The sequence below is a fragment of the Acinetobacter sp. WCHAc010052 genome, from assembly GCF_002165295.2.
Lineage (GTDB): Bacteria > Pseudomonadota > Gammaproteobacteria > Pseudomonadales > Moraxellaceae > Acinetobacter > Acinetobacter chinensis.
Map to the genome: position 1 here is coordinate 2,422,811 of NZ_CP032143.1, position 20,965 is coordinate 2,443,775.

The window sequence follows — 20,965 nt, forward strand, 5'->3', positions numbered from 1 at the left end:
AAATTAATAAAAATCATAATCTTAACAATACACAATAAAATAAACACATACCGCTGACATAGTTTATGAGTAATACAAATTACTGTTAATTAAATACTATTTCTACAATTAATGTTGATAAAAATCACATTTACCTACCATTATTTAATTTTATAAAAAAACAGCCTAGCATCTGTCATCGAAACACAACAATTAGAAATCTATTTAACTGTATCAAAGGATTGAACCATGCTGACCATTCTCGGTTTAGGCATGATCCTGTGCTTTATGTACCTGATCATGTCCAGACGCCTTACTCCCCTTGTTGCACTGACACTGATTCCTGTTTTATTTGCACTGATTGCTTATGGTCTTGGTTTTTTCATTGACAGTCTGAGTCATATCCAGCTGAATGGACTCGGAGAGATGATGCTGGACGGTGTCAAAAAACTTGCACCTACCGGAATCATGTTACTGTTCGCTATCCTTTATTTTGCTGTCATGATTGATACAGGGCTATTTGATCCTTCTGTAAAATTTATTTTAAGACTTGTTAAGGGTGATCCGCTTAAAGTTATTCTTGGCACAATAACACTGACTATTATTGTTTCACTGGATGGAGATGGCTCCACAACATATATGATCTGTGTCGCAGCCATGCTTCCCCTTTATAAACGGCTGGGTATGAGTCCATTGATCATGGCAGCGTTAATGATGCTGGCAAGTGGCATTATGAATCTGACCCCATGGGGGGGGCCAACTGCCCGTGCAGCGAGTGCTCTGCATGTCGATCCAAGTGATGTTTTTGTACCGATGATCATTCCCATGCTGTTTGCTATTGCCTGGTTATATTTTCTGGGCTTTATGTATGGACGTATGGAACGTAAGCGTCTGGGTATCATTGAACTGGACATCAGCCACGGCGATAACATTCAGATCTCCAATAATCCAGAAGCCAACCGCGCCCATCTGCGCTGGTTTAATGCCCTGCTTACCATAGTACTGATGGTCTGCCTGGTGAAAGGTGTATTACCACTTTCAATTCTGTTTATGATTGCGCTGTGTATTGCGCTGGTGGTGAACTATAAAGATGTTGATATGCAGAAATCGCTGGTCGCCAACCATGCCGGCAGTGCCCTGAACGTTGTCGGTATTATCTTTGCAGCGGGTATTTTTACCGGAATTCTGGCAGGTACAGGTATGGTCGATGCCATGTCCAAAGAGCTAGTGGCAATCATTCCTGAAAGTATGGGACCCTTTCTGGCACCGATCACGGCAATTGTAAGTATGCCACTGACATTCTTTATGTCCAATGATGCATTTTACTATGGAGTACTGCCAATCATGTCAGAGGCAGCGGCGCATTATGGCATCACGCCTGTAGAAATGGCACGAGCTTCCATTGTTGGGCAGCCAGTGCATTTGCTTTCGCCATTGGTTCCATCAACTTATCTGCTCTGTGGTCTTGCTGGGATCGAAATGGGGCAACATCAGAAATTCACGATTAAATGGGCAATTATTACCTGCCTGGTCATGATGGTAGCAGCACTGGTGTTCGGAATATTCCCTCTTTATTCCACACTGGGCTGATAAACTGGTAACAGTCGGATAACATAAGCATAAAATAAAAAAGCACCCAGTATCGGGTGCTTTTTTTAACTGAATATTTTCAGTTCACCATGCTGAAGCAGCATGGTTCACACTAACAATCACTGATCAGTTATGCTTTTTTAACAGCTCATCCAGCGTTGCCTGATAATGAATCGAAATATCATCTTCAAGAATTTTATAAACATTATCAAACTGAACCATTGGCCAGCCTTCTTTCCAGAAAGGAAAAATATTGTGCAGGTCATGCGTCACGACCGCATCTTCACGCACAATAGCCTGTGCAACCTGAGACAGTACCTGAGCAGTTTCTGCACCATCAATCTCCAGGTAATCAATACCACGGGCTTTTAAAATACGGATACGGTCTTTTTTATAACGGATTTTCTTTGCCTGAGCATCATTCAGCCCAAGTGCAAGAACAACAGCTTCAACAAATTTTTCTTCAAAACTTTGATTCAGCGCAACCAGTGCCTGTTTATGCGCTTCCTGACGCCCAGCCTTACCACCATTTCGGATAATTTCTTGTGCTTCTGTATTCAGAACATCATCCTTCATGGAGTGAAGTATGTCCAAAATTTCAATATCGCTTAAAGATGCAGAAGAATCTGTCATGGGAGTCCTGGAAATAAAATTAATGTCCTATTTTCGCATAGTTTCACACAGAAAACAGATATAAATACTTTAGCTGATATCTATGATATTCTCCTCAAAGAATCATGACTAAACTATAGATAATGATGAACTTTTCCTTAAGTGCTGTTCTTGCCTGCATCTCTTTTTATTCAGCACTTTATATGATTTATTATTTCTTTGCACATCAGTCCCAGGCTGTTTTATTGTTTGGAGCAGTGGGTTTACTGATTCTTTCCTATGTGATTACACCACCCGCTTATAAACACAGAGAGCGCAGCAAATATAACAGCACGCTCAGTTACGAAAATTTCTTCACATTGCCTCTGTTTACATGGTGGCGTCTGTTCAGTCTGCCAGTACGCTTACTGTTATCTAAAATTTTCGACTGATCCTAAAACGGTATTGATCATTTATGACTTCTGGAGGTTTTTCCCGAAGCCTTCAATGCTGGCTTCAGGAAAAATCTGTGCCTTTAAATCACTTCCACCACAATTTTACCGATATGATCACCGGTATCCATTGCAGCATGTGCATCCTGAATCTGATCAAACTTAAAAGTTTTATAAATCATCGGTAAACATTCTCCTTTTGCCCAGAGTGGCGCAACATGCTCCATCAGCCCTTTGGCAATTTCCGCTTTTTCTGCAGTATTTCGGGCACGCATAGTTGAACCTGTAATGGTCAGCCGTTTCATCATGATCTGCCCAAGTTTGACTTCTTTGGCTTTTGCTCCACCCAGAAAGGCAATATAAACCAGTCTGCCATCACGACGTAACAGGTTGAGATTCTGATCCAAATACGGTGCTCCGACCATATCCAGTACAATATCCACGCCTGCATTTTCTGTTTTTTCGTTGATCACCTGCTCAAAGTCCTGCGTTTTATAATTAATCGCAGTCGTTAAATGGCTGATTGCAGCAACTTTTTCATCTGAACCCACAGTTGCAAATGAGCTTAAACCTAAAGATTTACACAACATTAGAGCCGTTGTTCCAATCCCACTTGCACCGCCATGTACAAGTACCGTCTCTCCTGCTTTGGCATGAGCCATCTGGAAGACATTTGCCCAGACCGTAAAAAATGTTTCAGGGATTGCAGCTGCCTGTATATAACTGGTTCCCTCTGGCACGGTGATGGTCTGACTTTCAGGGACAACACAGTATTCTGCATAACCACCGCCATTGGTCAGTCCACAAATCCGATCACCTACTTTAAACAGTGTAACATCAGCCCCTGTTGCAACCACCTCACCTGCCACTTCCAGCCCAGGTACAGGTGTTACGCCTTTCGGCATTGGATAAAGCCCCTGACGTTGTAAAATGTCCGGTCGGTTAATACCAAACGCATGGACTTTGACCAGCACCTCATCTGCCGCTGGCTGTGGTAGATCCACCTGCTCATAAGCCAGTTTTTCGACTCCGCCCGGTTCAGTGATAATGACCTGTTGCATACTGCTCTGTGACATAAGGACTTCCGTTTTAATTCAATACATTTCAAGTTTTATCCATTTGAACATAAAGCGGTTGAAGTTTGAATAACAGTGGACTTATGTATAATTGGCTCAGCATTCAGCAACTTGATAATCATGCTTTTATGGAACAAATAATGAACATAATCATGCATTATAATGAAGACAACTTTTCTGAATTTGAATGGTATGAAGGTTTTGCTGTCATCCGTTTTTATGCAGACTGGTGCGCACCCTGTGTTCAGAATTTTCCAGTTTTCGAACAGGCAGCAAACGCCTTTGCCCATTCTGATCCTGCCATAAAATTCGGCAAGGTCAATATTGATCAGTCCCCAATCGTCAGTTTACGTTATAACGTCTATGGCCTACCCACAACGCTGATCTTTCATCAGGGTCAAATTATCAAAAGAATTGCAGGTGTAAAAAGCCTGACAGAAATAACTCAGATCATTCAACAATCCATCTCCCCATGAAACAGATCTCACTGAATTTTTCAAAATTTTATTTCCTTTATAAATAAACACTTCAATTAATTTTCTGTGTTCATCGCATCAGCATGATCATTTTTTGTTTTATTTTTTATTATTACCCGGGTAATATAAGCCTAATGTTTAATTTTACCCTGATAAAATTATTTTAAATTGATGGATGCTTATTATGAAAAAGACCTACAGTGCCTTTGCAGGCAATACACTTCTATGCTGTGATTCATTACTGAACATTGCCTTAGAGATCAAAAATCATGTTCCGACTGACCAGAATATCCTGATCTTTAATGATCAGACCGGACAGCAGATTGATATTGACGTTTCAGGTTCTGCACAGGATATTCAGGCACGTTACGGTGAAACAACCGAAGTTAAAAAAGTTGGACGTCCTAAGCTGGGTGTAATATCCCGTGAAGTGACTCTGCAACAGAAACACTGGGACTGGCTTGATCAGCAAAGTGCCAGTGCCTCCTCTGTCATTCGCAAACTGATTGATCAGGAGCTGAATAATCCTGCATCGAGCAGTAATATCATGATGGCTAAACAGGCTGTAGACCGCTTTATGTCTGCTATGCTGGGTGATATGCCGCATTATGAAGAAGCGACCCGAGCACTGTATCAAGGCAATAAAACAGCTTTTGATGCGCTGATTGAGCATTATCCTGCAGACTTGAAATCATATCTTTTGAAAAAAACTGAATCCGTGTTCTGATCTGTTCAGGAAAATAAAATTATTGACCCTGACCTGTTTTCAACATCATATATTCAGCGCAGGAAGTACCTTTGAGTCCAATAAAAAACCCAGCTGAAGCTGGGTTTCTGTGAAGCCGCAAAGAACTTATCGTTTAGGCAATGGAATAAACTGAGAATCACTGGTTTGTGCTTTTCGTTCAGCTACAGCCACATCAAATGTAATCGCTTTACCATTACGTTCTGCCAGAATTTTAATCTGACTGCCTGGTGCCTGAAGTGCAACATAATTGATCAGATGCGAAGCAGAAGTTATCACTTCGTTATCGACCTGAATAATTTTATCTCCACGCTGTAAACCGGCCTGAGCTGCAGGACCATTTTTCAGAACATCAGCAACAACCACACCATTCTGCTTAGGTCCAAGAATATCTTCCTGTTGTACTGGCAGCAGACTGATCCCCAGCCAGCCACGTACTACACGACCATCTTTCAAAATAGAGTTCAGAACCTGCTGACAGATTTTCGCTGGAATCGCGAAACCAATGCCCAGTGATCCGCCCGACTGAGAGAAAATAGCCGTGTTTACACCAATCAGATTACCCGCAACATCAATCAGCGCACCACCCGAATTACCTGGATTAATAGCTGCATCTGTCTGAATGAAATCTTCATAGGTGTTAATACCAAGATCTGAACGACCTGTTGCAGAAACAATCCCCTGCGTGACCGTCTGCCCCACACCAAATGGGTTACCGATCGCCAGAACAACATCCCCAACTTCATTGCCGCTCAGTTTAAACGGCAGAACCGGCAATTTATCCAGTTCAATTTTAATCACAGCAAGGTCTGTGTCAGGATCAGTTCCAATCACTTTTGCCTGAGCACGACGCCCGTCACGCAAAGCCACCACGATCTGATCAGCCTGTGCAATCACATGATTATTGGTCAGAATATAACCATCAGGACGTACAATTACCCCTGAGCCCAGGCTGTTTTCGTTCTGATCCTGCCCCTGATCTGGAATCTGATTTCCAAAAAACTCACGGAAAACCGGATCATTCAAAAGTGGGTGATCCAGCTGTTTAACTTTTTGTGTTGTAAAAATATTGACTACTGCTGGTGCTGCAACTTTCACGGCTGCACTGTAAGAGACCACACCACCAGCTCGCGTTGTATCAATCAGCGGTTCAACTTTTTCGGCAGGCATTTTAATGCCGTCTACAGCAACGGGAGCTTTCGGTTTCTGATATTGCTGCCAGCCAATAAAACCGATAATTACGATAATTAGCAACACCCAGGGTAACCATGTAAAGGTCCGGCGCACGTCTATATCCTCTATAAATATTATTAATATGTTGATGGTTAAGTAATTTCTTCCCTATTGTAAATCGAAAAACCAGTTGATACATAAAATAGAAGCAAAGATTTGTGATGCTTTAGTTACAATTCAGATTATGCTTTGATGATATCTAAACAGATTTGAGAATTTTTATGGCTAAACTTCAGGACATACTTCAGTGGTGCAATCAGACCCTGAAAACTGGCGAATTTAAAGACTATGCCCCTAACGGCTTACAGATCGAAGGCAAACAGGAAGTCCGCAAAATTTTATGTGCTGTAACAGCTTCTCAGGATGCTGTAGATGCAGCGATTGACCAGGGTGCTGATCTGCTGCTTGTACATCATGGTTATTTCTGGAAAGGTGAAGCGTATCCGATTACAGGAATACGTGGGAAACGGATCAAAAGTCTGATTCAGCACGATATTTCACTGGTTGCCTATCATTTACCGCTCGATTCGCACCCTGTATTAGGCAATAACGCCGCGATAGCCGACCTGCTGGAACTGGAAAACCTGGAAGCACTTGACCCTGAAGAAAAGCATCCGATTGGCAATACTGGTTACTTAAAACAGGCAATGACACCTGAGTCTTTTAAATCTTTTGTTTCTGAACGTCTGCTTTTTGATGCAATCCATCTGCCTGCGGAGAAAACCTTGATTCAGAAAGTCGGCTTCTGTACCGGCGGCGCACAGGATTTTATCGGCAAAGCAGCCCAGCAGAATTGTGATGCCTATATTTCTGGCGAAGTCAGCGAACGGACTTTTTATGAAGCCAAAGAACTGGGGGTACATTATTTTGCATGCGGTCACCATGCAACGGAACGTTATGGTGTGCAACGGTTGGCAAAAGCGGTTTCAGAACAGTTCAATATTGAGTATAGTTATTTCGAGTTAAACAACCCGATTTAATTTTTCTCAGGTTTTAGCATTTTCTTTATGCGTATTAATTCAGCTTATATTGTGTATTGTTATTTAAAGTGATGCACAATCAGTCGAATAATCCATTACAATAAAGCCACTTAATGTTAAAACCCAGCAAATTGCAAGGAATTTAAAACATGTCAACAATTACTTTACCAGCACTTCCTTATGGTTACGAAGATCTAGCGCCACACATCAGCAAAGAGACGCTTGAATTCCACCATGACAAACACCACAACACATACGTTGTAAACCTGAACAACCTGATCAAAGGTACTGACCTTGAAGGTAAATCTTTAGAAGAAATCATCACAGCTGTTGCTGGCGATGCTTCTAAAGCAGGTGTTTTCAATAACGCTGCTCAAGTATGGAACCACACATTCTACTGGAACTGTATGGCTAAAAACGGTGGCGGTGCTGCAACAGGCGCTCTGGCTGCTAAAATTGATGAAGCTTTCGGTTCTTATGAAAAATTTGCTGAAGAATTCGCTGCTGCTGCAACGACTCAGTTTGGTTCAGGTTGGGCTTGGCTGGTTGCTGACAAAGTAAATGGCGAACTTTCTATCCTGAAAACTTCAAATGCAGATACTCCACTTGCTCACGGTAAAGTTGCAGTATTAACAATTGACGTATGGGAACACGCTTACTACATCGACTTCCGTAATGCACGTCCAGTTTATATCAAAACTTTCCTTGAAAGCCTGGTAAACTGGGACTATGCAAATGCTAAATATGCAGGTCTTGCTGCTGGCGTTGAAAAATAATTGAAGTCCGTAAGGACTCAGCTGAATATCAGTTGAATTATTTACAAAAATCGCTCTTTCACAGAGCGATTTTTTATCAGCATATAAAAAGTATTTCCCAATAAAAAGAACATCGTATAACAATGGCCATACAACCTCATGTGATCAAAGCCAGTTCTGGACGTATAGCATTTATTTTCATCAGTATGATTGCGATACAGTTTGCCTGCTTTAAATTTTTACAATATTCAGACTACATTACGCCCCTTTTCGGTATAGCAGTGATTGTTCTTTTGATTTTATTTATCTTCAGCATTTATCTGTTATGGATGGTCTTTCAACGCAGAACACCACGTATTATCTTTAACCTGGAAGACTTGGAAATTATAAAATATACGGCTAAAACCAGAATAAAATATGCTGATATTACGAATTTCAGTTTAGAAAGACACGAAACCAATTATCAAATAACAGCCTATGAACCAGAACGGAAATTATTTCTATACACCGCTCAGCCTATACAGGTCGTTGATATTTTTTCCAGAACTACAACTGTGCCTATATTTCAAGTTCAACAGGGATTATTGATCAGCAATAATCAAATTCTTGAAACTGCTATGCTGATCTGTGTTCTTTGCCAGAATAAAGCCAAAAGTAGACCCGCTGTTTTTCACAAGCTCAACAACAGACAATTCAGATTCATTGATTTTCTCAGTCAGAAAGACATTGCGAACTTTAACTACGATCAAAAACTCAATAAAAAATTCAGTCTCCGAAAATAAAAATAGTCCCGTGCACAGGATAACTGTCGCATTAAAAAATAAAATGATTAAAAATAAATACCACACCGGAAAATATTTTTTATAGCACCAGTATCATCATTCAATCGCCAAGAAAGAACAGAAAACTTCAAAAATAATCAATATATAAGCAAATATTTTAAATATGGACAATAAAAAAACATTTAACAGGGTTTTCATTCAATTTCACTTGACCATGTTCAGTTTCATCCCTAAAATGCGCATCAGATTCTCCAATAGCTCAGTCGGTAGAGCGACGGACTGTTAATCCGCAGGTCCCTGGTTCGAGCCCAGGTTGGAGAGCCATCTATTCTTCCATAGCTCAGTCGGTAGAGCGACGGACTGTTAATCCGCAGGTCCCTGGTTCGAGCCCAGGTGGAAGAGCCAGATTCTAAAAAGCCCACTCATCATGAAGTGGGCTTTTTTATTGCCATCATCAGCATAAATGATCTGAACCGCATCATCTACATGACCACTGAATCTTATACGCTTAGATATTTAGTCACTGTAAGAAAGGCAAAACAGGAATATAAAAAGAAAATCCCCTTCCAGCCATTGCCCATTGAAAGCCACAGAAAATAATCTAAGTCGCGGATTTATATGCATAGAATACAAATGACTATTTTTAAGACATTTGATCGCAATTTTAAACTTTTTCATGGCTCTATGCTTGACCCTGCTGCATTTGCCCCATAGAATGCGTGCAGATTCTCCAATAGCTCAGTCGGTAGAGCGACGGACTGTTAATCCGCAGGTCCCTGGTTCGAGCCCAGGTTGGAGAGCCAGATTCTAAAACCCACTCACTATGAGTGGGTTTTTCTTATTCAGCCTGTCAGTTGTATCAGCATTGTGTTTGATTTTCAGATTATTTTCATTTTCATCGGCTGTATCGCGACTGCTGCATTCATCCTGCTGGTCTTTGGACAGCATCTGTTCCGCTCACAACAATACCATCCCCGAAAAATTATCACGCCTTTTGAACAGAAAATGTTTATCCGTCTGAATGAAGCATTTCCTGCACAGCACGTTCTTGCTCAGGTTGCTTTCAGCGCACTGATCACCAGTCAGAATTATAAAGTCCGGAACCGTTTTAACCGCAAAGTCACCGACTTTGTAATTCTTGATCAGTCTATGAATGTACTGGCGGTCATTGAACTGGATGATCCCAGTCATGAAGGAAAAGAGGAAGAAGATGCCCTACGGGATGCCATGCTCCATGAAGCAGGCTACAAGGTATGTCGTTACACAGAAATTCCGACCGTACGACAACTTAAACAGGATATAGCTTCGTAAAGCTGAATCGTCAGACCAGACTATTTCTGTTCTTTAGCTGCCCGCTCACGTTCAGCAATTTTCTGAGCCTGTTCAAGCCTTTGCTGCTGATATTTTTTCTGATTTTCAGCATCACTTTTTAATGCAAGAAAAGCCATTCCAACTAAAAAAACAGGAATACATAAGCCCAGCGTTGCCAATAAAATGACTTTCCGTGTTAATGGCGATTTTTTAGGTTGCGTCATAAAACAGACCGTTAAAAATGGCGTTTCAATATAGCAAAAAATAACCCTGAGGCAAGTGCTGTCTCAGGGTCATATTTCAGCTTTATTTCTCTTTCTGCAAATCAGAATACTGAGTTTCTGTTTTGATTTCCTTACCCTCAGCATCTGTGAACAGCATTTCCACTCTACGGCTCATTGCTGTGGACTGAACTGCATCATCATGCTCAATCAGATCTGTTTTACCACGGGCTTCAGATGCTATTCTGGATGGGTTGATACCCTGAGCTGTCAGATACTGCTGTACTGAGGCGATACGACGTTCAGAGAGCTTCAGATTATAGGCTGCATTTGCTCTAGCATCAGTATAACCATAAAGCGTAACAGACCACTCAGGCTGTTCTTTAATGACCTGAATAATTTCATCCAGTACGGCTTTGGATTCTGGTGACAGTACCGATTTATCCAGTGCAAAATGCACCGTGTTTTTAATCTGAAGAACTGCGGGTTCCTGTGCTTTGTCTTCAGATACTTTTAAAGGCCATAACTCAGGATTGACACCGGCACACCCAATACTGCCATTCAGCTGTTTCAGCTCAGGCAGCTTCACAACCGATGGCTGCTGAACCTGACCTGATGCACCTTCACATTGCTGTGCAAGATAAACTGCCTGATCCATCTGCCGCTCTGCCGCAGCAAAGATTTCTCTGGAATGTCTCCATCCCAGTTCACAGTATTCTGCTGCCGCCCAGACCAGATTTACTTCCGCCTGCGCAACCGATCTGTATGCACAGGAAAAACCAGGTTGCAGTTTTAACTGTTCTGCACGTAACCACAGATCACGTCGCATGACCTGCGAAGATGAAATAATAGCAGTTGTCAGGCTCGGTTTCTGCTCCTGTTGCAGTAGTTTACTGACCTGTTCAAAAGCCTCTTTGCCCGCAGGAGTAAAACCTCTTTCACTGTACTGATGGTCTGCATAAGTCAGCCAGGCACTGGCTTTTTCAAGCTGATAACGATCCTGCACTTCAGATGCACTGGAAAGTCGGCTCTTGATCTGTTCATGCAGTATCTGAGCGGATGCAGCCTGATACTGGCTGTCAGCCGAAAGTGGCTGAGTTTCAGCATTTACTGTAAAGCTCAGTGTTGAGAAAATAAGCCCACCAAGCAATACGCTGTATTTATTCATTGTGAATGGCATTATTTTGGCTCCAGTGCTTTATTTACAGACGCCTTATTTCGGTTAAACAGATTTTCATCAAACTTGAATCTGAATCTGAAATAAGCACCGCGCATAGTGGTATCGCCATCCGTCAGGTCTTTATCGTCATAACCTGTAAAGTTATAACCACCCGACAACCACAGATTAGAAGCAAGCAGATAACCCACTTCAACACCTGCCATATAACGTATGCCATCAGACACGTCATTCCACATCACGCCTGAATTTACACCTGCATCCCAGCGTTCGTTGATGTCATACATAAAACGCCCGTTCAGCATCTGCGTCATACCACTGGTCTGGATCATGTCATACGTTTCATCCAGATACTTCACTGCATACTGTCCTGAAAGATGAACAGCACGTGAAGGATGATAGTTCATGTGTGTCGAGAACAGATAAACGTTACGTTTATGCGGATCTGTCAATGTTGACTGATTGTCTTCATAACGGTGTTCAATCTTGGACAGCGCATCAAAACGGTTGGTTTCCACATCACGGTATGCTGCACCCAACTGGAATCTGTTGACCAGTCGATCACCAGAATCCGCAGACTTGTTGTCTGTAAAATTCAGTACGTTTTTGGCAAGCAGAGTCACTTCATCTGTCAGTTTATAAGCCGTACCCAGTGTATTCAGGTAGCTGTCAGACTGACTGGACCAGCGACCTTCTACACGAGCCACATTTTTCCAGCGCGGATTACTTAAGTGTTCAAATCCAACCGTCGCTGCAGTGGACTCAAGTGAATCTTTATTTTCACCTTCCATCACTTTGACTTTTTCAAAGCTCGTGTTGAAGAACAGACCTTCTTTCAACTGCCAGCGGTTACGCACACCCATCGCAGCTTCAGCTTCACGAGCGCTCAAGCCATCACGGACACGGTATTCACTGAACACTGAACCATCACGCATATACTGACTGTCCAGACCAAATACGGTTGTATTTCGGCTCTGAGTATCATTTAACTCATACAGACCACCAATACTTGAAATGAACTCATGACGCGCATAGGCATGAACATTTTTATAGATATTGGTATCGCCGCCTAATGCAAAGACCTGACGCTCGCTGTCCGAAATATCCTGTTCATATTCAGCAAAGATACTTGTTCCATTAAATGGCAGATTTGCTTTCAGTTTTGTTCTGACCGTCGTACCGTTATAAGGTGTTGAAATACCTGATGTGGACTGACTTGCCGCATCTACAGATTCTTCATAATAACGGACACCGATTTCTGCAGTCAGAATCCGGGTAATGGCACGTTCAATCGTTGCACTGACACCATTACGCACACCGTTATTTTCAGTATCCTCAGTCCGGATTGTTTCCAGTCTGACCACACCCAGTTTATCCACACGGGCATTCAGTTTGACTGCACTTTCCTTACGACCTGCACTGATTGAAGACGATGCATTCTTAAATCCTGTATCTGCCTGATGATGGTAAGCACGCAGCTCGACATTCTGGTTTTTATAATCCAGTTCAACACGTGCCGCAGAACCATCCTGAGGTCCAACAGTATCTGATGAAGCATTGACTTTGGTCAGGTTGTCCAGGCTGATACTGTCATATTCTGAATAAGCATACTCAGCGATCAGCTTGGTTTTTTCATTCAGCTTAACCACTGTATTTACGCTGGCAATTTTCTCTTCATCGACAGGATCTTCATTCTGAATATAAGATCCACCAACGCTGACCTGTTCTGTCAGTTTCAAGGAACCGTTGACACCAGCAACTGTATACTCATCACCACCCTGATCTGTCTCAACTGTGATTCTCAGATATACAGGGTTCAGATTTTCATCAATACTGCTGAGCGGTGTAGTCAGGTAAATACTGTTTGAATAAGTATCTATTTCATAGTCACTGAATCTGGACAGTGTTTTCTGAGAAATAATCAGACCTGGGTTATTTCTGTCACGGACAATGATTTCAACTTTTTCACTGTTTTCCTGAATATCATCAGCATTGATACCCAGTGAATATGGTCCTGAAACACCCATTGCACGTAACTCATTAATCATCTGAGTTGTGCTCGTTCTGGATGCAAAACCGCTGACTTTGTAACGGTCACCCTCAACAGTGGATTTCAGACCTGTTAATGAACGGCTGTACTGTCCCAGTGACAGACCTTCGTCATTTTCTGTACGTGTAACATAGTCACCATACATAGCATATGAACGACCTTTATCCACACGGACATACAGCTTGCTTGTGGACTGTGCATCAAAACCTTTTGCAGATGCATCACCATAAACCGGATAGTATTCGTCAGGACGGATATCACGGAACAGACGCTGGTTATTGTCTTTGGCAGAGTCATAAGCCATGGTCAACAGATAGTCACCACGCACTTTACCTTTCAGGAAGAATGCAGCACGACCACGGGTTGCCTTAGTCCCATCTGAAGAAACGGAAAGATCAGTCAGTTCTTCTTCAAAACCATCCTGGGTTGAAGTTTTTGCCAGCTCTTTAGGATCAAAATCATTCAGAGCAAATGAACCTTCAATAATACCTGTAACCAGCATTGGGCGAAGTTCCGCCAGGAAGCGCACAGGAATACTTCGCTCATAAATACCGCTGCTGATTCTTAATACGCCCTCACCAGCTTCTGTTGGTGCCAGTACAGGAATAACAACCGATCCACCCTCAACAAAAATCTGAGTGCCTGGTTTATCTTTTTCAAGATCTGTTAACTGAACCGTACCAATACTGGATTCAATGGTCAGTGGTGTACGTGCCGCAACCGGTGTTCCGTTCTGGTCCTGTATTTTAACGACAACCTGAAATACATCCTTACCGTTAGCATAAGCCTGCTGTTCCACCACCTGAGTGCTCAGCTGATTCATATTGCCAGGTGCAATCACAGTCACTGTACGGCTGTCACGCAGATTCCCCCAGCTGTCCAGCTGGCGGGCTTCGATTTTGTTTTTCCCCGGTTTTAGAGCCACACCAATAAAGTCAAATCCAGCCACACCCAGATCAGCAGCAGCGGCTTTTTTACCGATACGTTTTTCACTCACCTGTTCGTCATTTACAAAAAGCTGAATATCTGTGCCCAGAGCTCCTTTTAGCTGAACCATGGTCTGAGCAGCAGGCAATATCTGCTGATCCCTTAAGTTCAGAATACTGAGCTGATTTGACTCAGAGCGCTGTAATTCCTGCTCAAGATCAAGAGAAACTGGTGCTTTTACAGGCTCTATATGAACTGTTTTAACATCTTTGATCTGATCTTTTTTATATTCAATATTACAGTTGGCTGATGCACCGACGGCACTGATACAGCCACTTGATGGCTGTCCCTGTACATCAGAAACATAAGTAACTGACGGATCAATACTTAAATCTGCACGCAGTACCTGTTCCAGGGCATCCAGCTGAGCATCAATGTTCTTTTTACGTTCCTCAATCTGACCTGCAAGTGCATCACTGCACTGTCCCATACCATCCGCAATTGCAAAATCAGCACGATGCAGCTCACCACGTTTGATATCCACAAAACGGCTGCCCGGATCACCCGCCTGACGGTTATTGATCAGCAGCATTTCTGAATTTGCAGGCAGTGTTGTGGTATCGACTTTGAGTACATGAGTGATCGGTTTGATACCGTAAAAGTTATATTTACCTTCACGATCGGTGACTACAAAGGTACCGTCTTCCATATAAATACGGACACCTGGAATACCGGCTTCACCTTTATCCTGTACACCATTACGGTTGCAGTCTGCAAAGACTTTACCCACTACAAAACCATCAGGGCTGAACACACCAGGAGTGATTTTCAGCTTAGCCTGTGCTTCATTTGACACCGTACCTGTCTGATCACGGGCATGTGCGCGGTTAATCCCATCGCCACTTAAAGCATTTGGACCCACATAAACTCTGTACTGAACTTTTGCTTCCTGTTTTGGAGTCAAAGTTCCCAGACCCAAAGTCAGATATGGTCCTTTTCCACCCTGTGGATCGGCAACTTTCTTGCCATCCACACGCATGGTTCCAGATACATATACCAGTCCTCTAGGCAGAGTATCCTTCATATCCACATCATATAAAGTGGTATTGCCCTGGTTGGCAACAGTAACGGTATAGTCCTTGAAGTCACCAATTTCAGCATTTTTACTGCCGTTGATTTCTTTTTTGACCGTCAGGTTATTATTAACTGCTGTAGATGCTGAAGGATCAATTGGAATATCAATATTAAGTGCAGCATCACCTGCTTTCAGGCTGAAATTACCACCATAAGACCAGTTAATATCTACAGGTCTCGTACCGAAATCGTTATAAATGGTGCGGTCACTGGTAAATGTATATGTAATACCGCCAGGAATGGTTGTGGTATCCACATGCAGACTGTATGTACCAGGTTCCACCAACGGATAGACAAACTGACCATCACTGTCCGTCACCTGAACAGCATCTATTGGAATTAATGCACCTGTAATTTCATCCACTTTAAATGCAACATTTGGACCAACCGGCTGCCCGTTTGCATCACGTAAAGTAACTGTAGCACCAGCAACAGGCAGACCTGTTTTTGCATCAAATACAATGCCGTAAGGATCAATGAGTACATCCGTATTTACATCTGTAATTTTTTTGGTGGACGTACCATTTGCATCCAGACAGTCCGTCAGACTTACAATAACTTTGTCACGTTTTACGGTCTGGAGAATCATATCTCCAGGATTTGCTGTCAGGCTTTCCTGTGTCGGAAGTTCAAAGCGGAAAACACCTGTATTGAGTCCAGTCTCTATGCCCTGAACATTTTCAATGTCACCAGTGGTCGTGGACTGAACCTTAATATTGACTTTATCCAGTGTATTACGTTCAGCATTACACATTGCACCATTGGCAGAAATATACAATGGTTTTTTGACAGTACCCGACCCCACGGTAATGGAATAATCACCTGAGTTGTTACTGACATCCGAATGACCGCCGACATTGGTAATCGCATCATTGGAAATGGTTTTTTTAATACCTGTTGCTGTTCCATGTTCGACTGTAAAACGGTTTACAAGCATCGTACTCGCAATATTCGAGTTCATGGTCACGATCAGTTCTACAGCTTCTGTTGCATTTCCAGGTAAAGCCTGAGGATATGCAACCACCAGTTCATTGATCTGGTTTTTATCCGACGGAATATTCTTTGTATATTTATTATTGGCAATTTTATACAGCACAACAGCATTAGAGTTTGCTGGTTTTGCTGATTTAAAGACAGTATTGGCTGGTAATTCATCCACAAGAAGTACAGCATTCATGCTTGAACCATCGACATCAATCGCCGTGGTTCCTGATGTTCTGGAAGAATTATTTTTTATTTCAAGATTGTACTTCAGATCATACGACTGACCTGGTACAGGTTCAAACTGCTGTTTATCTACAGTTTTAGTTGCAATAAGCTGTGGAACAAAACTGATCAGAGCATCTGTTGCTTCTGCATCAGCAGTGTTGTCCTGTACGGTATAGGCACGAACAGGTAAATCAACACGTGTGTTGTCCTGCAGTGTTGTTAAAGTATCTGCAACAACCCATAAATTTACTTTTTCACCGATTTCAAGGTGAACAGGACCACTGATCACCTGGTCAGAACTGTCAAACTTCCCGTCCCGGTTAGTGTCCAGATATATTTTAATATTACTTAAATCAGAATGACCCAACTGATCAAACAGGACATCAACAGGTGCATTACTGTCATTACTGAGTTCATTGAGCCAGATGACTTTAGAGCCTGCATCAACTTCCTGTAAAGGTGGCGTTGTCAGTCCAATCACATACAACGGAGTAATCGTTACACCCACTGTATTGGATGGAACGTCTTTAAAGTATCCACCATCGGAGGTGCTGTAACTTGCATAAGCGGTATTGCGGATCGTTACACCAGCGTCTGGCATGGCTGCATAGGTCTGATTCACCAGTACAATGGACGATGCCAGTGTGGTGAACAAGAATGCTACTTGACTGCTACTACCCAGCTTAAATCGCTTTGACACGACAGTACCCCAACAAAAAAATTCAAAAAACAAAATATAAAAATTATAGGGATGAACACGAACCGAAGTTCATGTCCATCCATCTGCTAAAAGCAAATATGGATTATTATTTGTCTACCTGCACAGCAAATTTAAGTACTGCAGCTTCTTTAGGCGCAAGATCAAATTTATCTGTAATCAGATCTTTTGTACTACCAGCATCGTAGTTAAACTGACCTTTTTTAGTACCTGCTGTATTGTTGAAATCAGCCGGTAATGTTGCAGGCGCTTTCAGTGTTGTATAAGACGGGATCACGTCTTTAATCTGAACGTCTTTAACAACCTGGTCACCACGGTTTTCTGCTGTAATGAAATACACAATACACTCACCTGGTTTCGCCTCAAGACCAGCAGTACTACCTGTTGTTGGCATTGCGCCTGGAGGTGTGTCTGCACATGTCGGCCATGCTGCCTGAGTCTTATACAGATCAAGGATACCTGCAGCTACAGTCGTTGTATCTGTGTTATAGATAACTTTAGGTGCTGCAACTTTATTTATTACGCCGGTTGTTGTAATTGTGATTTTAGATTCATCAGTCAAACCATTGGTTGCCGTACCTGGAGCCTGAACAATCACCCACAGTTTAACGCTCTCACCTTTTTTCAGTGCATGAATCCAATCAGCTGAACTGGTACTGTATGCAGCATCTTCTGATGGATCAAAAATATTATTTTTGTCCGTATCAACATAGACAGTCGTAATGAAACCGTTATCTACGCTATGTGAAATACCCAGCTCGAAGTAACTTTTATCAGTAGCATTTTTACCAGCACCTTCTGTCACGTTACCGTTGTTGGTCAGCGTATGCTCATAACGAACCACACCACCTGGGTAAACAGTACCATGCTGATCTTCAGTTAATACAAGCTCACGCACCGCATTTACAGTCACCTGATCTTTCATACTGTCTGTCACACCAGCAGAAGATGTCACACTGAAGATTACATCATATAATCCAGCGTCCTGACCTTTAGGTGGAGTTACTTTCACACAGTAATATTCAGTTTTATCTGAAGTCGCTGTTGTTGGCTGAACACTGCCTGTTCTTGTTACAGGTGTACCTGAACAGGTTGTTCCATTCTGTGCAGGCTCTTTGAAGTACTCAACAACCCAGTCAGTTAAATCAACAGGTGTGCCGTCAGTTGTCTTAACCACTGTACTGAACAGATATTCTTCAGGTTTTGCACCATGGTTAGTTACAGCTACCGGGAACTTAACAGTTACACCTGGGTTTGTAGATTCTGAATCAATAACATCAGCTGGGTCATATGGTCCTTCACCAGCATTTTTTGCGTCATCCTGCTTACCATTGTGATCACCACTACCGTTACTCAAGTCAACAGCATTTTTTGTAATCTCTTGAATCTCAAGTGTTAAATCATCTTTTTTAGCTGAATTAGCTACAGAAGTAATACTTACTTTTACTTCACTCGCTGTTGTTTTTTCAATACCTGATGGCAACTCTACACGTACAAGCAGTTTAAAGTTAGCACCTGGAGCAAGTGGTCCAGTATCCACACCCTGACCAATACTCGAAGTCAATGCGTTGCCATAAGCATTATAGAATGAGAATTTTGTGCCCGCAGGGAAAGTTGATGCTAAAGTTTCAACTTTAAAGGTATCTGTAGTGTTTCCTGAGTTATGAATATAGATAACTTCCAGGTCAGTTCCTGTATCAGTCGCAGTTGTAGACTCTGTACCACTACCAAAGTCAATTGAACTGCCTGCTGTCACACTTTTAAGCGTAATCTTATCCGTCCAACCGCCTTTATCTTTTGTAATATCACTACTGTCACTGATAAAGCCGTTATGATTACCCTCTACCGTTACAATTGTATTGTTGGTTGGGTCATCTGGATTATAACCACCAGTTGATGGATCAGGACCATCATTGTCATATTTTGCAATGTTTGTAATATCACCCGGTACAGTTCCCTTAGCAACGCTAGCTTTAAAACTTACAATACCGTTTTTACCAAAAGCAACGTTAACCAAAGTAAATGTCAGTTTCTGCCCATCAACCTGATAATGATTCGTCGTCGGAGCTGTTCCAGTACCATCCCATGGTGTCAAAACAGTACCATCAAGAGTTACACTACCAGTGACAAAAGCCAGCTTGCTGTCAAGCACATCTTCAATCACCAGATTTGCAGTACCGTTACCACTGTTCTTATATTTCAAATCATAAGTAACAGTCTGAGCAGCAGTACTTGTATCAATAGCCTGGACGTTGACTGCTTTTACAACACTGAAAGAAGCACCTGTAATAATAGTTACAGTATCAGTATTGTCCTGTGATTTCAGGGTGCCAATCGTTTTTTCACTTTCTGCGGTCAGTTTTAATTGACCTGCAGTAGCAGCATTTGCTGCCTGTGGTGTTTTAGCTACAACCACAAGGTTCATGGATTTGCCAGCGTCAAGGGTAATCTTATCCGTAGCCGTCAGTGGTTTACCATCTGCTGTACCATTACCATCCGTATCCAGATACACTTCAACTTTCTGGAAGTTCCAATCATCCCCTGTCAGTACATCACCGATAGTCAGTGTAAATGTATCTGTACCATTACCGGTGTTAGTCAGGATGTGCTGCATAACCACTTCAGCATTCTGATTCGCTGTTTTGGTACGATCAGATTCAAGTGTGAATGAACCCACCTGAAGAACCTTGGTTTCAACTTCGTTTGACTTCAACGTTGTTGTTGTACCATTTTCTGTATAAGTCGCCACCGCGGCGTTCTTAATCAGAGTCCCTGCTGCTGGTGCTGCAGCCTGTGCACCGGTAGAAACCAGTGCCAGACCGCCAAGCGCTGCCGCTACGGACAAAGACAAGCTGTTACGCTTTAAAGTTTGAATAGGATTTGACATTATAGTCCCCGCCCCCAAAAGGAGTTATGTTTAAGTTGCTTTTAAAAAGTTAAAAATTAATCGTCTGCAGCATTAACTTTAGTCTGTGCAGTTACAGTCACAGACTTTTTGGATGGCAGTTCTGCAACCTGCCACTGTAAAGCCCGATAGTCTTTCAGTGGAACTTCCACAATTTTTCCATTTACTGTTTTTTTCAGCGGTGTCGCTGCAAAATTCACCCCGTCTGTACTTGCAAGCGCACCTGCCGGAGAGCTGACACCTGTGTACTGAGTATCTGCTGGAACAGGCAGTGTCGCTTTCAAACCTTTGATACTACCTGCAGTGTTGTTGGTATATGTTGCACGGTACTCAATGATATCTTTTGGCTTGGTTGCTTCCGCAGAAACAAACTTGACCTTTCCTTTTGTGTCCACTGTTTTTTTGAACGCTTTAAGTTCAATAGACACGGGTTCTTTAGCATTATTTTGAGCTGCCACAGCATGTGTAGCTGCTATTCCCATAACCAGACTGAGGGTTAAACCCTTCAGCGCAACAGTTGCTTTCAGCATATTTAGATCCACTGCAAGTAAAATTACATTTTGTTAATATAAGTCACAATTTTCTATGAAAAACATACAAAATACAACTTATATTAAACAAATTTTAACCATGTTTTCAATCATTAATTAAATT

17 protein-coding genes and 3 tRNA genes are annotated in these 20,965 nt (G+C 42.2%); 12 read left to right on the plus strand and 8 right to left on the minus strand.

All coding sequences use genetic code 11. The features are described 5' to 3' along the window. Nucleotides 1-228: 228 nt before the first annotated feature. A complete protein-coding gene (locus tag CDG61_RS11995; protein WP_087549329.1) occupies nucleotides 229-1,569 on the plus strand; it encodes a CitMHS family transporter in 1,341 nt (446 codons plus the stop codon). Nucleotides 1,570-1,695: 126 nt separating this feature from the next. On the opposite strand, the gene CDG61_RS12000 is transcribed toward CDG61_RS11995, so the two are convergent. Next, nucleotides 1,696-2,202, minus strand: a complete 507-nt coding sequence (locus CDG61_RS12000) for a hypothetical protein (protein WP_087549330.1) — start codon at nucleotides 2,200-2,202, stop codon at nucleotides 1,696-1,698. Between the two features lie 182 nt (nucleotides 2,203-2,384). On the opposite strand from CDG61_RS12000, the gene CDG61_RS12005 reads away from it, so the two are divergent. Beyond that, nucleotides 2,385-2,612 (plus strand): hypothetical protein, encoded by a 228-nt coding sequence (locus CDG61_RS12005; protein WP_228199573.1) that lies wholly within the window; start codon nucleotides 2,385-2,387, stop codon nucleotides 2,610-2,612. A gap of 83 nt (nucleotides 2,613-2,695) precedes the next feature. Here CDG61_RS12005 and CDG61_RS12010 read toward each other — a convergent pair whose 3' ends face one another. Continuing rightward, the gene (locus tag CDG61_RS12010; protein ID WP_087549331.1) at nucleotides 2,696-3,688 is read right to left on the minus strand and encodes an NAD(P)H-quinone oxidoreductase; all 993 of its coding nucleotides are present in this window, start codon (nucleotides 3,686-3,688) and stop codon (nucleotides 2,696-2,698) included. 140 nt (nucleotides 3,689-3,828) lie between these two features. Between CDG61_RS12010 and CDG61_RS12015 the strand changes: the two genes are divergently transcribed. Next, nucleotides 3,829-4,164: a thioredoxin family protein gene (locus tag CDG61_RS12015; protein ID WP_087549639.1), complete on the plus strand. Its 336-nt coding sequence runs from the start codon at nucleotides 3,829-3,831 to the stop codon at nucleotides 4,162-4,164. 184 nt (nucleotides 4,165-4,348) lie between these two features. Beyond that, nucleotides 4,349-4,891 carry a DUF2239 family protein gene (locus CDG61_RS12020; RefSeq protein WP_394357218.1) on the plus strand — a complete coding sequence of 181 codons (543 nt, stop codon included), beginning with the start codon at nucleotides 4,349-4,351 and terminating at the stop codon, nucleotides 4,889-4,891. 126 nt (nucleotides 4,892-5,017) lie between these two features. Here the strand turns inward: CDG61_RS12020 and CDG61_RS12025 are convergent, their stop codons facing one another. Further along, nucleotides 5,018-6,196, minus strand: coding sequence for a S1C family serine protease (locus tag CDG61_RS12025; protein WP_087511854.1), 1,179 nt, complete (start codon nucleotides 6,194-6,196; stop codon nucleotides 5,018-5,020). 167 nt (nucleotides 6,197-6,363) lie between these two features. On the opposite strand from CDG61_RS12025, the gene CDG61_RS12030 reads away from it, so the two are divergent. The 8 genes from CDG61_RS12030 (at nucleotide 6,364) to CDG61_RS12060 (ending at nucleotide 9,970) form a co-directional block, all read left to right on the plus strand. Continuing rightward, nucleotides 6,364-7,122: a Nif3-like dinuclear metal center hexameric protein gene (locus CDG61_RS12030; protein WP_087549333.1), complete on the plus strand. Its 759-nt coding sequence runs from the start codon at nucleotides 6,364-6,366 to the stop codon at nucleotides 7,120-7,122. A 149-nt stretch (nucleotides 7,123-7,271) separates the two neighbouring features. Beyond that, on the plus strand, nucleotides 7,272-7,898 hold the full coding sequence (locus CDG61_RS12035) for a superoxide dismutase (protein WP_087511856.1): 627 nt from the start codon (nucleotides 7,272-7,274) through the stop codon (nucleotides 7,896-7,898). 185 nt (nucleotides 7,899-8,083) lie between these two features. After that, nucleotides 8,084-8,659: a hypothetical protein gene (locus CDG61_RS12040; protein ID WP_147387792.1), complete on the plus strand. Its 576-nt coding sequence runs from the start codon at nucleotides 8,084-8,086 to the stop codon at nucleotides 8,657-8,659. A gap of 248 nt (nucleotides 8,660-8,907) precedes the next feature. Then, nucleotides 8,908-8,983: transfer RNA gene (locus CDG61_RS12045), tRNA-Asn, on the plus strand. Nucleotides 8,984-8,988: 5 nt separating this feature from the next. Continuing rightward, nucleotides 8,989-9,064: transfer RNA gene (locus CDG61_RS12050), tRNA-Asn, on the plus strand. Further along, nucleotides 9,053-9,259 carry a hypothetical protein gene (locus CDG61_RS17425; protein ID WP_147387793.1) on the plus strand — a complete coding sequence of 69 codons (207 nt, stop codon included), beginning with the start codon at nucleotides 9,053-9,055 and terminating at the stop codon, nucleotides 9,257-9,259. The genes CDG61_RS12050 and CDG61_RS17425 overlap by 12 nt, the downstream gene beginning before the upstream one ends. 127 nt (nucleotides 9,260-9,386) lie before the next feature. After that, nucleotides 9,387-9,462: transfer RNA gene (locus CDG61_RS12055), tRNA-Asn, on the plus strand. 61 nt (nucleotides 9,463-9,523) lie between these two features. Then, nucleotides 9,524-9,970, plus strand: coding sequence for a DUF2726 domain-containing protein (locus tag CDG61_RS12060; protein WP_171405643.1), 447 nt, complete (start codon nucleotides 9,524-9,526; stop codon nucleotides 9,968-9,970). A gap of 20 nt (nucleotides 9,971-9,990) precedes the next feature. Here the strand turns inward: CDG61_RS12060 and CDG61_RS12065 are convergent, their stop codons facing one another. The 5 genes from CDG61_RS12065 to CDG61_RS12085 form a co-directional block, all read right to left on the minus strand. Continuing rightward, entirely contained in the window at nucleotides 9,991-10,194 is a 204-nt protein-coding gene (locus CDG61_RS12065) for a hypothetical protein (RefSeq protein ID WP_087549336.1), read from the minus strand. A gap of 82 nt (nucleotides 10,195-10,276) precedes the next feature. Continuing rightward, on the minus strand, nucleotides 10,277-11,371 hold the full coding sequence (locus tag CDG61_RS12070; RefSeq protein ID WP_087549337.1) for an OmpA family protein: 1,095 nt from the start codon (nucleotides 11,369-11,371) through the stop codon (nucleotides 10,277-10,279). Beyond that, nucleotides 11,371-17,388, minus strand: a complete 6,018-nt coding sequence (locus tag CDG61_RS12075) for an SdrD B-like domain-containing protein (RefSeq protein ID WP_228199574.1) — start codon at nucleotides 17,386-17,388, stop codon at nucleotides 11,371-11,373. The genes CDG61_RS12070 and CDG61_RS12075 overlap by 1 nt, the downstream gene beginning before the upstream one ends. Nucleotides 17,389-17,494: 106 nt before the next feature. Further along, the gene (locus CDG61_RS12080) at nucleotides 17,495-20,293 is read right to left on the minus strand and encodes an isopeptide-forming domain-containing fimbrial protein (RefSeq protein WP_087511861.1); all 2,799 of its coding nucleotides are present in this window, start codon (nucleotides 20,291-20,293) and stop codon (nucleotides 17,495-17,497) included. Nucleotides 20,294-20,349: 56 nt separating this feature from the next. Next, on the minus strand, nucleotides 20,350-20,841 hold the full coding sequence (locus CDG61_RS12085) for a hypothetical protein (protein WP_087511862.1): 492 nt from the start codon (nucleotides 20,839-20,841) through the stop codon (nucleotides 20,350-20,352). Nucleotides 20,842-20,965 lie beyond the last annotated feature (124 nt).